13 protein-coding genes and 1 pseudogene are annotated in these 12,896 nt (G+C 70.3%); 4 read left to right on the top strand and 10 right to left on the bottom strand.

All coding sequences use genetic code 11. From position 1 onward, the window contains the following. Positions 1-3 precede the first annotated feature (3 nt). The 9 genes from trxA to ABZ876_RS34175 form a co-directional block, all read right to left on the bottom strand. Positions 4-450 (bottom strand): thioredoxin, encoded by a 447-nt coding sequence (gene trxA, locus ABZ876_RS34215; RefSeq protein ID WP_361789111.1) that lies wholly within the window; start codon positions 448-450, stop codon positions 4-6. Continuing rightward, positions 447-3,086, bottom strand: coding sequence for an ATP-dependent chaperone ClpB (gene clpB / locus ABZ876_RS34210; protein WP_361789109.1), 2,640 nt, complete (start codon positions 3,084-3,086; stop codon positions 447-449). The genes trxA and clpB overlap by 4 nt, the downstream gene beginning before the upstream one ends. Further along, complete coding sequence (locus tag ABZ876_RS34205; RefSeq protein WP_361789107.1) at positions 3,077-3,451, bottom strand: chaperone modulator CbpM; 375 nt, start codon at positions 3,449-3,451, stop codon at positions 3,077-3,079. Before ABZ876_RS34205 ends, clpB begins: the two co-directional genes overlap by 10 nt. After that, complete coding sequence (locus tag ABZ876_RS34200; protein WP_361789105.1) at positions 3,444-4,388, bottom strand: J domain-containing protein; 945 nt, start codon at positions 4,386-4,388, stop codon at positions 3,444-3,446. Before ABZ876_RS34200 ends, ABZ876_RS34205 begins: the two co-directional genes overlap by 8 nt. 6 nt (positions 4,389-4,394) lie before the next feature. Next, entirely contained in the window at positions 4,395-4,979 is a 585-nt protein-coding gene (locus ABZ876_RS34195) for a nucleotide exchange factor GrpE (RefSeq protein WP_361789103.1), read from the bottom strand. Between the two features lie 10 nt (positions 4,980-4,989). Then, entirely contained in the window at positions 4,990-6,894 is a 1,905-nt protein-coding gene (dnaK, locus tag ABZ876_RS34190) for a molecular chaperone DnaK (RefSeq protein WP_361789101.1), read from the bottom strand. 81 nt (positions 6,895-6,975) lie between these two features. Next, positions 6,976-7,503 (bottom strand): general stress protein, encoded by a 528-nt coding sequence (locus ABZ876_RS34185; RefSeq protein WP_361789099.1) that lies wholly within the window; start codon positions 7,501-7,503, stop codon positions 6,976-6,978. Between the two features lie 706 nt (positions 7,504-8,209). Continuing rightward, positions 8,210-8,776 carry a type 1 glutamine amidotransferase domain-containing protein gene (locus ABZ876_RS34180; protein WP_361789097.1) on the bottom strand — a complete coding sequence of 189 codons (567 nt, stop codon included), beginning with the start codon at positions 8,774-8,776 and terminating at the stop codon, positions 8,210-8,212. Positions 8,777-8,973: 197 nt separating this feature from the next. Further along, on the bottom strand, positions 8,974-9,423 hold the full coding sequence (locus ABZ876_RS34175) for a DUF1931 family protein (RefSeq protein ID WP_361789095.1): 450 nt from the start codon (positions 9,421-9,423) through the stop codon (positions 8,974-8,976). 495 nt (positions 9,424-9,918) lie between these two features. Here ABZ876_RS34175 and ABZ876_RS34170 point away from each other — a divergent pair, with 495 nt between their 5' ends. The 4 genes and pseudogenes from ABZ876_RS34170 (at position 9,919) to ABZ876_RS34155 (ending at position 12,156) form a co-directional block, all read left to right on the top strand. Beyond that, positions 9,919-10,101: a hypothetical protein gene (locus tag ABZ876_RS34170; protein ID WP_361789093.1), complete on the top strand. Its 183-nt coding sequence runs from the start codon at positions 9,919-9,921 to the stop codon at positions 10,099-10,101. A gap of 268 nt (positions 10,102-10,369) precedes the next feature. Then, positions 10,370-10,747 carry a DUF2267 domain-containing protein gene (locus ABZ876_RS34165; RefSeq protein WP_361789091.1) on the top strand — a complete coding sequence of 126 codons (378 nt, stop codon included), beginning with the start codon at positions 10,370-10,372 and terminating at the stop codon, positions 10,745-10,747. Positions 10,748-10,841: 94 nt separating this feature from the next. After that, positions 10,842-11,054, top strand: a pseudogene (locus ABZ876_RS34160) (glycogen debranching N-terminal domain-containing protein); the annotation flags it as partial. A 46-nt stretch (positions 11,055-11,100) separates the two neighbouring features. Next, positions 11,101-12,156, top strand: coding sequence for an LLM class oxidoreductase (locus tag ABZ876_RS34155; protein WP_361789089.1), 1,056 nt, complete (start codon positions 11,101-11,103; stop codon positions 12,154-12,156). Positions 12,157-12,195: 39 nt separating this feature from the next. Here ABZ876_RS34155 and ABZ876_RS34150 read toward each other — a convergent pair whose 3' ends face one another. Beyond that, positions 12,196-12,804: an NAD(P)H-dependent oxidoreductase gene (locus ABZ876_RS34150; protein ID WP_361789087.1), complete on the bottom strand. Its 609-nt coding sequence runs from the start codon at positions 12,802-12,804 to the stop codon at positions 12,196-12,198. Positions 12,805-12,896 lie beyond the last annotated feature (92 nt).

Genomic DNA, 12,896 nt, shown 5'->3' with positions numbered 1-12,896 from the left:
GGATCACCCTTTCCGGGCGGTGATCGACTGTTCCACCCACTGGCGCAGAGCGGGGGCGGGCGCCGCCCCCGCCTGCCGGGCGATCGTCTCGCCCTGGTCGAGGATCAGCAGTGTCGGTACGGCCCGGACCTCGAAACGCTGCGACAGTCGCGGGTTCTTGTCGACGTCGACCTTGACGAGTTTGATTCGGCCGGCGAGATCGGTGGCGACCTTCTCCAGTGCGGGGCTGACCATGCGGCAGGGGCCGCACCAGGTGGCCCACAGGTCGACCACGACGGGGATGTCGGCCCGCTCGGCGACCTCGGTGAAGTCGTCGTCGCCCGCGTCCACCATCCACGGCAGGGGCTGCTTGCAGTGGCCGCACTTGGGGTGGCCCTCCGCGGCCACGGGCACCCGGTTGGTGCGCCCGCAGTTGGGACAACTGACGGTCGTCGCCTGCATCGTGCTCATGCCGCCCGCGCTCCCTTCACGTCCTCGGGCTGGTCGTAGGTGACCACCAGTTCCCCCGCCTCGGCGTCGACGCGGACCGTCGCGCCGTCCTGGACGTCACCGCGCAGCAGGGCGCGCCCGACCATCGTCTCGACCTCATGGGAGATGTAACGCCGCAGCGGCCGGGCCCCGTACACCGGGTCGTAACCCTGATGGGCAATCAACTCGCGTGCGGCATCGGTGAGTTCGACCGTGATACGGCGTTCGGCGAGGCGGCGGCGCAGTTCGTCGAACTGCAGCTCCACGATCCGCTCGATCTGCCGCTCGCCGAGCGGCTTGAACAGCACGATGTCGTCGACGCGGTTGAGGAACTCCGGGCGGAAGTGCCCGCGCAGCTCGCCCATCACCAGGGCGCGGGCGTCCGGCTTGATCTCACCCTCGGCGGTGGCGCCGTCGAGGAGGTACTCGGAGCCGATGTTGGACGTCATGATGATCACGGTGTTGCGGAAGTCGACGGTGCGGCCCTGGGAGTCGGTGATGCGGCCGTCGTCGAGGACCTGCAGCAGGGTGTTGAAGACATCGGTGTGCGCCTTCTCGATCTCGTCGAACAGCACGACCGAGTACGGCTTGCGGCGTACGGCCTCGGTGAGCTGGCCGCCTTCCTCATAGCCGACGTATCCGGGTGGTGCGCCCATGAGCCGGCTGACGGTGTGCCGCTCCTGGTACTCACTCATGTCGAGGCGGACCATGTTCTCCTCGGAGTCGAACAGGGCCGCCGCGAGGGTCTTGGCCAGCTCGGTCTTCCCGACGCCGGTGGGGCCGAGGAAGATGAACGAGCCGATGGGGCGGCGCGGGTCGCGGATGCCGGAGCGGGCGCGGATGATGGCGTCGGCGACGAGTTTGACGGCCTCGTCCTGGCCGATGACGCGCTCGCGCAGGATCTCGTCGAGGCGCAGCAGCTTCTCGCGTTCGCCCTCCTGGAGACGGGCGACGGGGATGCCGGTCCAGGCGGCGACGATCTCGGCGATCTCCTCCTCGGTGACGACCTCGCGCAGCAGCCGGTTCTGCCCTTGTTTGGCGGCCAGTTGCTCCTCCTCGGCCTTCAGCCGGCGCTCCAGTTCCTGAATGCGGCCGTAGCGGAGTTCGGCGGCGCGGTTGAGGTCGTAGGCGCGTTCGGCCTCCTCCGCCTCGTGGCGGACCTGCTCCAGTTCCTGGCGCAGTTCCTGCACGCGGCGGATGGCCTGCCGTTCGGCCTCCCACTGGGCGCGTTTGGCGTCCGCCTCGCCGCGCAGGTCGGCCAGTTCCTTGCGCAGTTCCTCCAGGCGAGTCTTGCTGGCGGGGTCGGTCTCCTTGGACAGGGCCGCCTCCTCGATCTCCAGACGGGTGACGCGGCGGGTGATCTCGTCGAGTTCGGCGGGCATCGAGTCGATCTCGGTACGCAGCCGGGCGCACGCCTCGTCGACGAGGTCGATGGCCTTGTCGGGCAGGAATCGATCGGTGATGTAGCGGTGGCTGAGGGTGGCCGCGGAGACCAGCGCGGTGTCCTGGATCTTCACGCCGTGGAAGACCTCGAGGCGTTCACGCAGTCCGCGCAGGATGGAGATGGTGTCCTCCACGCTCGGCTCGTCGACCAGCACCTGCTGGAAGCGGCGTTCGAGTGCGGCGTCCTTCTCGATGTGCTTGCGGTACTCGTCGAGGGTGGTGGCGCCGATCATGTGGAGGTCACCGCGGGCGAGCATCGGCTTGAGCATGTTGCCCGCGTCCATGGCCCCTTCGGCGGCGCCCGCGCCGACGACGGTGTGCAGTTCGTCGACGAAGAGCAGGATGCGCCCCTGGGCGGCCTTCACCTCGGACAGGACGGCCTTGAGGCGTTCCTCGAACTCGCCGCGGTACTTGGCGCCAGCGACCAGGGAGCCCATGTCGAGAGCGAACACCGTCTTGTCGCGCAGGCCCTCGGGGACGTCGCCGCGAACGATGCGCTGGGCCAGGCCCTCGACGATGGCGGTCTTGCCGACGCCGGGATCGCCGATGAGGACGGGGTTGTTCTTGGTCTTGCGGCTGAGGATCTGGGTGACGCGGCGGATCTCCGCATCACGGCCGATGACCGGGTCCAGCCGCCCGGACCTAGCCTCGAGGACGAGGTCGCGGCCGTACTTCTCCAGAGCCTCGTAGGCCACTTCGGGGTTGGCGGAGGTGACGCGCTGGTGGCCGCGGACCTGGGTGAGCGCGCTCAGGAACGAGTCCCGGGTCACGCCGTGCTCCTTGAGCAGGCGTCCGGCGGCGGTCGCCGAGCCCTCCTCGGCCAGGGCGAGCAGGAGGTGCTCCACGGACACGTACTCGTCCTTGAGGCGTTTGGCCTCCCGCTCGGCGGCATCGAGCAGGCGGGACAGGCGCTGAGTGACGAAGACCTGGCCGGGTGCCGCGCCCGGACCGGTGACCTTCGGGCGGCGGGAGAGTTCCTCGCGCACGGCCGCGCGCAGCTCCTTCGGCTCGGTGCCCAGCTGTTGCAGCAACCGTGGGATCAGACCGTCCTCCTGATCGAGAAGCGCGAGCAGCAGGTGTTCCCCGTCGACCTCGGTCTGCCCCATGCCGACGGCCGCGCTCTGGGCCTCCTGGAGGGCTTCCTGGGACTTCTGGGTGAGGCGGTTCATGTCCATGGGGGTGTTTCACTCCTCGTACCGGCGCGGCGCAGGGCGGCTTCGAGCATGCTGATGCGGTCCAGCAGGTCGAGCACCAGGCCGATGGATGCGTAGTTGAGGCACAGCCCGGTGCGCAGCCGCTGGACGCGGGCGAGGGCGGCCGGTGCCGTGGGTTCGAACACCAGCCCTCCGAAGGCGTCGCGCTCGGCCTCGACCAGGCCCAGGGCGACGAACCGGCGGATGAGGTCGGGATGGACGCCGGAGCGGCGGGCCACGGTCTGCAGAGAGAGTCTGGGCACCGGCACGATCGCGTACCGGACGCGTGTCGGCGCGGGAGCCGGCAGCCGGGACGCCTGGCGCGCCCCGGGGCGTGGGTCACTCATCACGTGTCCTCCTGGGGTCGAACGAGGAGACGGCGGCTAGCTCCTCGAAGAGTGCGCGCTCCCGGTCGCTGAGCCTGGGCGGCACCATGATCCGGAGCTCGGCGTAGAGGTTGCCGTTCGTGCCGCGCGGGTTCGGCATGCCCTCACCACGCAGCCGCAGCCGCCGGCCGCTGGACGAGCCCGCGGGCACGCTCACCTTCGCCGTCGCCCCGCTCGGCGTGGGCACCGGAACTGTCGCGCCCAGCGCGGCCTCCCATGGTGTGACCGGAAGCTCCACGTACACGTCCCGGCCGTCGAGGCGGAACTGGGGGTGCGGCTGGATCCGCACCCGCAGGTACAGGTCCCCGGCGGGGGCGTCACCGTTGCCCCGGCCGCCCTGGCCCGCCAGCCGGATACGCTGCCCGTCGGTGACACCCGGTGGCACGTCGACCTCGTACCGCCGCGGCTGCCCTGTGGGACCGGCGAGCGTGACGGTGCGACGGCCTCCCCGGTAGGCCTCCTCGACGGTGAGCGGCAGTTCGGCCTCCTGGTCGGCTCCGGGGACACGCACCCGTCCGGCGCCCCCGAAGAACGAGCCGAACAGGTCGTCGATGTCGACGTCCTCCGCGCCGAAGCCGCTCGTGGCGTACCGGACCCGGGGGCCGCCCCCGGTGGACCAGCGGAAGCCGCCGCCGGGTCCCGCGCCGGCACCGACCCGCTCCTCCCAGTCCTCGGGAACCTTCCGGAAGTCCTCGCCGAAGCGGTCGTAACGGGCCCGCTGGTCGGGCTCGGACAGGACACTGAAGGCCTCATTGATCTCCTTGAACCGCTCCTCCGCCGAGGGGTCCTTGTTGACGTCTGGGTGGTACCTGCGGGCCAGCTTGCGATACGCCCGCTGGATCTCGTCCTTGTCGGCGTCTCGCGGGACCCCGAGAACCTCGTAGAAGTCGCGTGCCATGGCCGCTCACTCCCGCTTGGCGACGGTCACGGCGGCCGGCCTCAGCTGCCGCTCGGCCTCGCCATAGCCGGGGCGCAGCACCTGCGCCACGGTGTTCGGTTCGGCGTCGGGATCCTGGACCACGCCGACGACCTCGTGCCGGGAGGGGTCGAACGGGACGCCGGTCTCGGCGTGACGCTCGTAACCAAGGCGTTCAAGGATGGACACGGCCTGGTCGCGCACGGCGCGAACCCCCTCGACGATCGCCCCTGGGTCGGAGCCCGCGTGGTTCAGGGCCAGTTCGAGGTTGTCGATGACGGGAAGGAAGGCCGCCGCCGTGCGGGCGCGTTCGACCGCGCGCTCCCGGTCCAGTTCCCTGGCGTGTCGCTTACGCAGGTTGTCCAGATCGGCGAGAGCACGCCGCCAGCGGTCCTCGACCTCTTTCAGCGCGGCCGCGTACTCGTCCTCGACCCCGGCCGGACCGGTGGCCGCGTCGGGCCCCGGTTCGGCCTGCGCGGTCGGCGGTGCGGGCTCGGGCAGGTGGCCCTGCCGCGGTTGTGCGGCGCCTTCGGGCGGTAGGTCGGACGATCGGTCCTGGGGAGGGATCGGCATGGCGGGTACCTCAGCCCTTGTCGAACTCGGCGTCGATCACGTCTTCGTCGGCGCCGGCACCGCCCTGCCCGGAGCCGTCCGGCCCGGTGGTGTCCGACGGACCGCTCGCCGCCGCGGCTTCGGCCTGGTGGGCGGCGAGCCCGGCGTAGACCTGCTGGAGTTCGGAGATCAGCGGCCTGACCTTGTCCACTCCGGCCTCGTTCTTGACCGCGTCGCGGGCCTCTGCCACCAGCATCTCGGCTCGCGCCTTTTCGTGCGCGGGCGCGGCGTCGCCCAGTTCGCTCAGGCGCTTTTCGACCTGGTAGGCGATCGCGTCGAGTTCGTTGCGGGCGTCGACGGCCTCGCGGAGTGCCTCGTCCTGGCCCCGGTTGCTTTCGGCCTCCTGGACCATGCGTTCGACCTCGCTCCGGTCCAGGTTGGAGCTCTCGCTGATGGTGATGCCCTGTTCCTTGCCGGTGTCCTTGTCGCGCGCGCTGACGTTGAGGATGCCGTTGGCGTCGACGTCGAAAGTGACCTCGATCTGCGGTTCGCCCCGCGGCGCCGGCCGGATGTCGGTGAGCTGGAACCGGCCGAGCGCCCGGTTGTCGGCGGCCCGCTCGCGCTCGCCCTGGAGGACCACCACATCGACGGCCGGCTGGTTGTCCTCGGCGGTGGAGAAGGTCTCGCTGCGGCGCACCGGGATGGTGGTGTTCCGCTCGACGATCTTCGTCATCACTCCGCCGCGCGTCTCCACGCCCAACGACAGCGGGGTGACGTCGAGCAGCAGGACGTCCTTGACCTCGCCCTTGAGCACCCCGGCCTGGATCGCGGCGCCCAGCGCCACGACCTCATCGGGGTTCACGCTCATGTTGGGGTCCTTGCCGCCGGTCAGCCGGCGCACCAGCGCCTGGACGGCGGGGATGCGGGTGGAACCGCCGACGAGGATGACCTCGTCGATGTCGCTCTCGCCGACCTTGGCGTCGGCCATGGCCTGCTGGACCGGTCCCAGGCAGCGCTCCACCAGGTCGGCGGTGATCTGCTCGAACGTGGACCGCATGATCGAGTCGGTGAGATGCTTGGGCCCGGAGGCGTCGGCGGTGATGAACGGCAGGCTGACCTGGGTCTGGGTGACGGAGCTGAGCTCGGTCTTGGCCTTCTCCGCCGCCTCGAACAGGCGTTGCAGCGCCTGCGGGTCCTTGCGCAGGTCGATGCCGTTCTCCTTCTGGAAGTCGTCCGCGAGGTAGTCCACCAGACGCCGGTCGAAGTCGTCGCCGCCCAGATGGCTGTCACCCGCCGTGGACCGCACCTCGACCACGCCGTCGCCGACGTCGAGGATGCTCACGTCGAAGGTGCCGCCGCCGAGGTCGAAGACCAGGACGGTCTCGTGCTGCTTCTTGTCCATGCCGTACGCGAGGGCGGCCGCCGTCGGCTCGTTGATGATCCGCAGCACTTCCAGTCCCGCGATCCGTCCGGCGTCACGGGTGGCGGTGCGCTGGGCGTCGTTGAAGTAGGCGGGCACGGTGATGACCGCCTCCGTGACCCGTTCCCCCAGCTGCTTGGAGGCGTCGTCGGCGAGTTTGCGCAGCACCAGGGCGCTGATCTCCTCAGGCGCGTACAGCTTGTCACGCACCTTGAAGCGGGCCTCGCCGTTTTCTCCCGGGACGACGTCGTAGGCGACGGCCTTGGCCTCGTCGGAGACCTCGTCGAAGTGCCGGCCGATGAACCGCTTGGCCGAGTAGATGGTGCCCTTGGGGTTGAGGATCGCCTGGCGCCGGGCCAACTGGCCCACCAGGCGCTCGCCGGTGTCGGTGAAGGCCACCACGGACGGTGTGGTCCGGCTGCCCTCGCTGTTGGGCACGACGGTCGGCTCGCCGCCCTCCCACACGGCGATCACCGAGTTGGTGGTACCCAGGTCGATGCCCACTGCCTTGGCCATGAGGAACTCCTTCCGCGGCGGTCGACGTCCGTCGGCGACCGTTCATCCTCCGGGCCCTGTCCGCCCGGCTTCGAAACTCGTTCAGCTGGGGGCGGGGTCGCTGCGCGGGCGGCCGCCCCTGGAGGAGGCGCTCTCCGTGTTCGCGCCGGCCCCGCTGTCCAGCCCGGCGACCAGCCGGACGGCCTCATCGGCGACGTCCTCGTCGGCCACGACGTCGTACCAGCTGGGCTCCATCGAGCGGACAGAGGCGAAGTTCCGGCGGCCGCCCTGGGCCGCGTGCAACAGCACGCCGAGCAGCGCACCGACGACCGCTCCGAAGATCAGCCCGTACAGGGCGAGGAGCAGACCGGAGACGACCGGATTCAGCCAGTTCAGCAGCCCGAAGATCCAGCCGACGAGTACGCCGGGCAGCGCTCCGGTGGCTGCGCCGTGGAGGGCGGCCTCGCCGTACCCCATTCGACCGATCACCTGTTCGACAAGGCGCATGTCCCGACCGATGATCGCCACCTTCTGAACGGGAAAGCCCTGGTCGGCGAGGTGATCGACGGCACGTTCGGCTTCCTGGTACGTCGAGTACGAGGCAACGGCCCTGCGGGCCTGCTCGGTCATGGCCACTCCTTCCGTCGACGGACCGCCGAGCGGTCCCGACAGGCCCCAGAGTCGCTGTTCGCCCGGTCGCCCCGCCTGCGCCCAGCGGGTCGAAAAGTGGCACCGGCGGTCGGTCTGCGAGGACAGGAGGCGGGACGACGATTCGGGTTCGCGGCTCGGGGCGGGGTACCTCAGGGTTCCGCCCGGCATGAGTCAGCGGGGCTCACGGATGTTCCGAGGCAAGGGACTTTCTCCCCGCTTCGGCGCTCAGGAGGCGGGCGGCACCCCGGACACCACCGTGCCCGCGGACGAGCAGCGGCACGGCCCCACCCGAACGGCCGCCCCGCTCGGGGCTCACCCTCACGGGCTGATGGCACTGTGCCACACACCTTCGACGGCGTGGACGAGCGCGAGATCCTCGGTCTTGCCCTGTGCAGGTCGCTGCCCCCGGGCCGTACCGCGCCGGATATTCTCCCGGGGCCATCTGCGCCTGGCGGTGTCGCCCTGGTTCCCACCCGGGACGCAGGACCCCTTCCTCCTCTCCAGGCTGGTACGGCGCACCGCGGCGATCCTGTCCCTGGGCGTGGCGACATTCGCCGCGGCTGCGCGACGCTACGGACCGGCGGCCGTACGGAGGCGACCGCCACGGCTGACCGGCCCGTGGGGTGGAGAGCGGGCCCACCTCCACCGTGCACCGCCTGCTCTCTTCGCAGTCAGGCCTTTGGGTTCAGCCGGGCATGGGGTGGTGCGCCCGGGCGAACTGCTCCACGACGGCGGCGCAGAAGGCAGGCAGGTCGGCCGGGCTGCGGCTGGTGACCAGCTGCCCGTCGACGACCACCTCCTGGTCGGCGACGACCTCCGCGCCGGCGTTGCGCAGGTCGGTGCGGATGCTGGGCCAGGACGTCAGGCGGCGGCCGCGCACGGCGTCGGCCTCCACCAGGGTCCACGGGCCGTGGCAGATCGATGCGACCGGTTTCCCGCTGGCCATGAAGTCCCTGACGAACTGCACCGCGTCGCGGTCCATGCGCAGTTGGTCGGGGTTCATGGTGCCGCCGGGCAGGAGCAGGGCGTGGTAGTCGTCGACGGAGGCGTCGGCGACCAGGCGGTCCACGGGGAAGGTTCCTGCCGCGTTGAGGTCGAACTGTCGGGCCTGGATCTCGCCGGGATGGAGCGAGACGATCTCGGTCTTCGCCCCCGCGCCCTGCAGCGCACCGCGCGGTTGGTCGAGTTCCACGCGCTCGACGCCGTCGGTGGCCAGAATCGCCACCCGCATCCCCTGCAGTGCCTGTGTCATGGTACGGCTCCCTTCACGAGTCGCTGGTTGTACGACGCGAGCGGCAGGGACACCCGGCAGGGCCCGTCCGGATCCCTTTTCCGGACCGGGGACTGCAAGGCGTGGCCGAGGGTGCCCCGAGCGTGTATGTGCGCGCGGTCAGCCGGAGCTGCCGTCCGGGTGGAGGAAGATCGGTGACATGCACCGGGGCGCGACCGCTACAGCAGCCGGTCGAACACCGCGGTCACGCCGTCCCAGTGGCTGGTCTGCGGGTTCTTGACATCCGGATACATGATTTTGAACGTCTCGGCGAGGGCGACGCTGAGACCGCCGACGATCTCGGGGTAGCGCTCTTCGGTCTCCTGGGTGGGTGTCCGGTCGAGGGGAGGGTGCGCGGCGAGCTGTTCCAGGATCGGCTTCAGCTCGACCTCCTCGTCGAGCCGCCGGAACCGGTGGATGCTCTCCTGGAGGCCCTTGGTGATCGGTAGGTCCCACGGTTCGACGGTATCCCGGCCGTTGGCCTTGGCCGACGCCTGGCCGACGACCAGGAGGTCGTAGAGCTTGGCGTCGACGAAGTCGCCGTACCGCTTAAGGTCGTTCTTGTCCACGTCGAGGCCTGCGGCGGCGCGGAAGAACCTCTCGAACTTCGACACACCCATCACGGTCATGCCTCTCGCCTCCTCACCGGGAACCGGACGGCGTCGTTCGCTCCCGCCAGCGCCGCCATCGGCTGTTACCGGTCGAGATTCGCAGAGCCCGCCTGCTGAGCGCCTCCGCATCCCAGGCCGAAAAAGAACACCCCCTCCTACCCTGGCAGAGCAGCATGGAATGCGCAGGCATCCCCCGGTCAGCCGTACGGCCGTCCCTCCGCAGGAAGCTGCGCGGCGTTGCAGCACCTCGAACGAGAGCCGCTGACCGGACGACATGACCGACTCGGGGAAGCGGGAGTGTGTCAGGGCGCCCCGACGAGCTTGGAACAAGACCGGGCCCGGCGCAGGGGTCGGGCTGAAAAGTACGCATCACCCCGCCCCTCACCAAGCCGGCAACACACCAGATCAGCCACCACCCCGACCATCACCCCCCGAGCGTCACGCAACGGCTTCGAGGGCCCTGGAGGAAGCGGGGCGAGTCGGCACCGTGTCCGACGAGGTCATGCTCATCTCTTGGGTGCGGGAGAGAGCCGCGCCGCGGCCGTGCCCCCACGGTCCATCGACCTGGCAGGGTGGCTGATGGACATCGCCCGACAGCTCGCCGCCGTCGAACGCTCGCCGCCGAACGGGATGACCGGGCCGGCCGGAAACGCGGCGGCGGGAAAGCCGACCGCGCCCACAGGCACGGCGCCCTGACGCACATCCGGCAGACCCGCCGGTGTCCCCTTTGCCGTGGCGGAGGCCGTCTGCACTTGTGCTCGGAGGTCTATGGAGCCCGCCGCTTTTCCGCCCACCGGGAGCAGGCAGGGTGTGGCCCACATCCGGAGCATGGAAACGGCCTCTGCTGACGCGCATGCACCATGACGCGCATCAGCCCGCCACCCCCACACGCACGACGCACCATTCGGCGGCTGTCTCAGTTCCCACGCCAGGCAGTTGCAAAGCTTCAGAAAAAGGACGGCTCATGGACTACAAGACCTTCCTCGACACCATCACCCGGCGCGCCCCTGTCCCCCCGGAGAAGGCGGAGCCCCTCACCCGCGCCACCCTGGAAACCCTGGCCGAGCGGCTCACCAGGGGTGAGGCGGAGGACCTCGCGTCCGAACTGCCCAAGCCGCTGAAGGAACCGCTGGTCTCTCCCACTCCGGAGGCCGAGCGCTTCGGACTCGACGAGTTCATCAATCGGGTGAGCAGGCGAGCAGGGGTGAGCCCGGACGAGGCCCGCGAGGGCGTACGGGCGGAGCTGAGCACCCTGAGGGAAGCGGTCAGTGATGGCGAGTTCCGCCACGTAATGTCCCAGCTGCCCCGGGACTTCGAGGCTCTCGTCGGCGCCCCGGGCTAGAAGGAGCCATGACCGACGAGGTCGGCGCCATCATCGAGGAGACGGAACCGCCCGTACTCACGGCGGCCACCTTCACACTGGTCGAGGGGCGGACGTGACTGGCAGATCCGGGGGGACGGCCACCGGCGCACCACCTCAACGACCACCGGCGCACCACCTCACCGTGCTTTCCCAGGGCCCCTACAGCCCCGTTCGTCTCCACGTCCCGCCACACGGCGCGCAGAGCGAACTCCTGTTGGAACGTCGGCGCTACGTCGGCGAGGGGATGCGCGAGGACCTCCGGTTGCGCAACCTCAGCACACGTCCGATGCGGACTCGGACTCGGACTCGGCATGAAATCGCCGGAGGATCGCATGACACAATCGACAGCTCCTTCAGCCGGCGCACCCGTGGACGTCGAAGGCGGGGCGCAGCGGCCGTTCTCCCAGCACGTGGCCATGGCCAGGGCGTATCCCGGCGGCAGGATGACCGTTGGCGCCATCACGCCCCTGGAGGGCTTCGAAGGGCCCGTGCCGTCCCTGGCCGGGCACATCGAGCGGATCCAGCAGGCCGAGCGGGCCGGCTTCGCCTCGGTGTGGGTCCGTGACGTGCCGCTGCTGGACCCGAGCTTCGGGGACGCCGGGCAGGTCTTCGACCCGTGGGTGTACCTGGGGCAGCTCAGTGCCCGCACCACCTCGATCACACTGGGGACCGCCAGCATCGTCATGCCGCTGCGGCATCCATTGCACACCGCCAAGGCGGCCGCCTCGGTGGACCAGCTGTCAGGCGGACGGCTCCTGCTCGGGGTGGCCACCGGTGACCGGCCGGTGGAGTTCCCGGCCTTCGGTCAGGACCTGGGCAGCCGGGCCGAGAGGTTCCGGCAGTCGCTGGAGTACTTCCGTGTCGTCCTCGAGCACCGTTTCCCGAACGTGGAGTCGCCGCTCGGCCGGATGGGCGGCACCGATCTGCTGCCCAAGCCGGTGTACCGGCGGATCCCCGTACTGATGACGGGACGCGGCAGGCAGGACGTCCGGTGGATCGCCGACAACACGGACGGCTGGCTGTACTACACCCCGCCGCTCCAGCAGCAGGCCGAGAACATCGAGCGGTGGCGAGAGCTGACCCGGGGCGATGGCGGTGGGTTCAAGCCGTACGCGCAGGCCACCTATCTGGATCTGACCGAGGACCCGCTGGCCCTGCCCCGGCGCATCCACCAGGGCTTCTCGGTGGGCCGGACGTCGTTCCTGGCGATGATGCGGGCCTGGCAGGACATCGGCATCGACCAGCTGATGATCAACTTCAAGCACAGCCGCCGTCCGGTCGCCGAAGTGATTGACGAACTGGCCGAACACGTGCTGCCGCACTTCCCGCCCGGGCGCTCCGGGGCGCGCGGCGAGCACCGGCGGCCCGTGGAGCGGACCGGGCCCTGAGGAAGGACGACCGGCGCCCCCTGCGTGACAGGGCCGGGCTCAGTCCCGGACGGCCCCGGACGGCCGCTCCTGCGCGTAGTCGCACGTGCCCTCCGCCCGGAACTGCAGGGCCGCCCTGGTCACCTCCGCGCCGAGGCCGCGCAATTGGTCCGCGACCGCCTGGTCGGTGAGGCGTCCGTCGCCGTCGAAGACCCGGGAGGACCGCGGGACCGCGAACACCAGCGGCACGGCCCAGCCGCGCAGCGACCGCACGATGAACTCCATCGCGTTGATCGCCTGCAGGCCCTGCACTCCGCCGGCGGTCGTCAGCATCCCCACGGGTTTGTTGCTGAGGTAGGGCGGGTCGTGGTCGGCCAGGAGGGCGAGCCAGTCCACCGCGTTCTTGAACGCGCCGCTGACCGACCCGTGGTACGTCGGGCTGCTCCACAGCAGGGCGTCGGCGGCCTGAACGGTGTCCGCAAGCCGGCGGGCGGACGCAGGGATCCGGTGCTCGGCCGTGTAGAACGGAAGAGCCAGCCGCTTGAGGTCGATCACCAGGGTGCCGGCGCCCGCATCGGCCGCCCCCTCGACCGCCACACACAGTGCGGTGAGGCTGGTCGACGGGGTGCGCAACGAGCCTCCCATTCCCACGACGAGCGGGCGCGCCATCCTGTCAACTCCTTCAGAGCATCTCCAGGGGCGTGGGCCCGCTGGGCGGCGGGAACGCCTCGTCGAGGGCGTCGAGCGCCTCGGTGGGAAGG

It is taken from the genome of Streptomyces sp. NPDC046931, assembly GCF_040644655.1.
Lineage (GTDB): Bacteria > Actinomycetota > Actinomycetes > Streptomycetales > Streptomycetaceae > Streptomyces.
This window is presented reverse-complemented; position numbering and strand designations above follow the sequence as displayed.

Coding starts and splice junctions, on each gene's coding strand:
- ABZ876_RS34165 (WP_361789091.1), top strand. CDS start 10,370: ATGGACTACAAGACCTTCCTCGACACCATCACCCGGCGCGCCCCTGTC.
- dnaK (WP_361789101.1), bottom strand. CDS start 6,894: ATGGCCAAGGCAGTGGGCATCGACCTGGGTACCACCAACTCGGTGATC.
- ABZ876_RS34205 (WP_361789107.1), bottom strand. CDS start 3,451: ATGAGTGACCCACGCCCCGGGGCGCGCCAGGCGTCCCGGCTGCCGGCT.
- ABZ876_RS34195 (WP_361789103.1), bottom strand. CDS start 4,979: ATGCCGATCCCTCCCCAGGACCGATCGTCCGACCTACCGCCCGAAGGC.
- ABZ876_RS34150 (WP_361789087.1), bottom strand. CDS start 12,804: ATGGCGCGCCCGCTCGTCGTGGGAATGGGAGGCTCGTTGCGCACCCCG.
- ABZ876_RS34155 (WP_361789089.1), top strand. CDS start 11,101: ATGACACAATCGACAGCTCCTTCAGCCGGCGCACCCGTGGACGTCGAA.
- ABZ876_RS34200 (WP_361789105.1), bottom strand. CDS start 4,388: ATGGCACGCGACTTCTACGAGGTTCTCGGGGTCCCGCGAGACGCCGAC.
- trxA (WP_361789111.1), bottom strand. CDS start 450: ATGAGCACGATGCAGGCGACGACCGTCAGTTGTCCCAACTGCGGGCGC.
- ABZ876_RS34185 (WP_361789099.1), bottom strand. CDS start 7,503: ATGACCGAGCAGGCCCGCAGGGCCGTTGCCTCGTACTCGACGTACCAG.
- ABZ876_RS34180 (WP_361789097.1), bottom strand. CDS start 8,776: ATGACACAGGCACTGCAGGGGATGCGGGTGGCGATTCTGGCCACCGAC.
- ABZ876_RS34175 (WP_361789095.1), bottom strand. CDS start 9,423: ATGACCGTGATGGGTGTGTCGAAGTTCGAGAGGTTCTTCCGCGCCGCC.
- clpB (WP_361789109.1), bottom strand. CDS start 3,086: ATGGACATGAACCGCCTCACCCAGAAGTCCCAGGAAGCCCTCCAGGAG.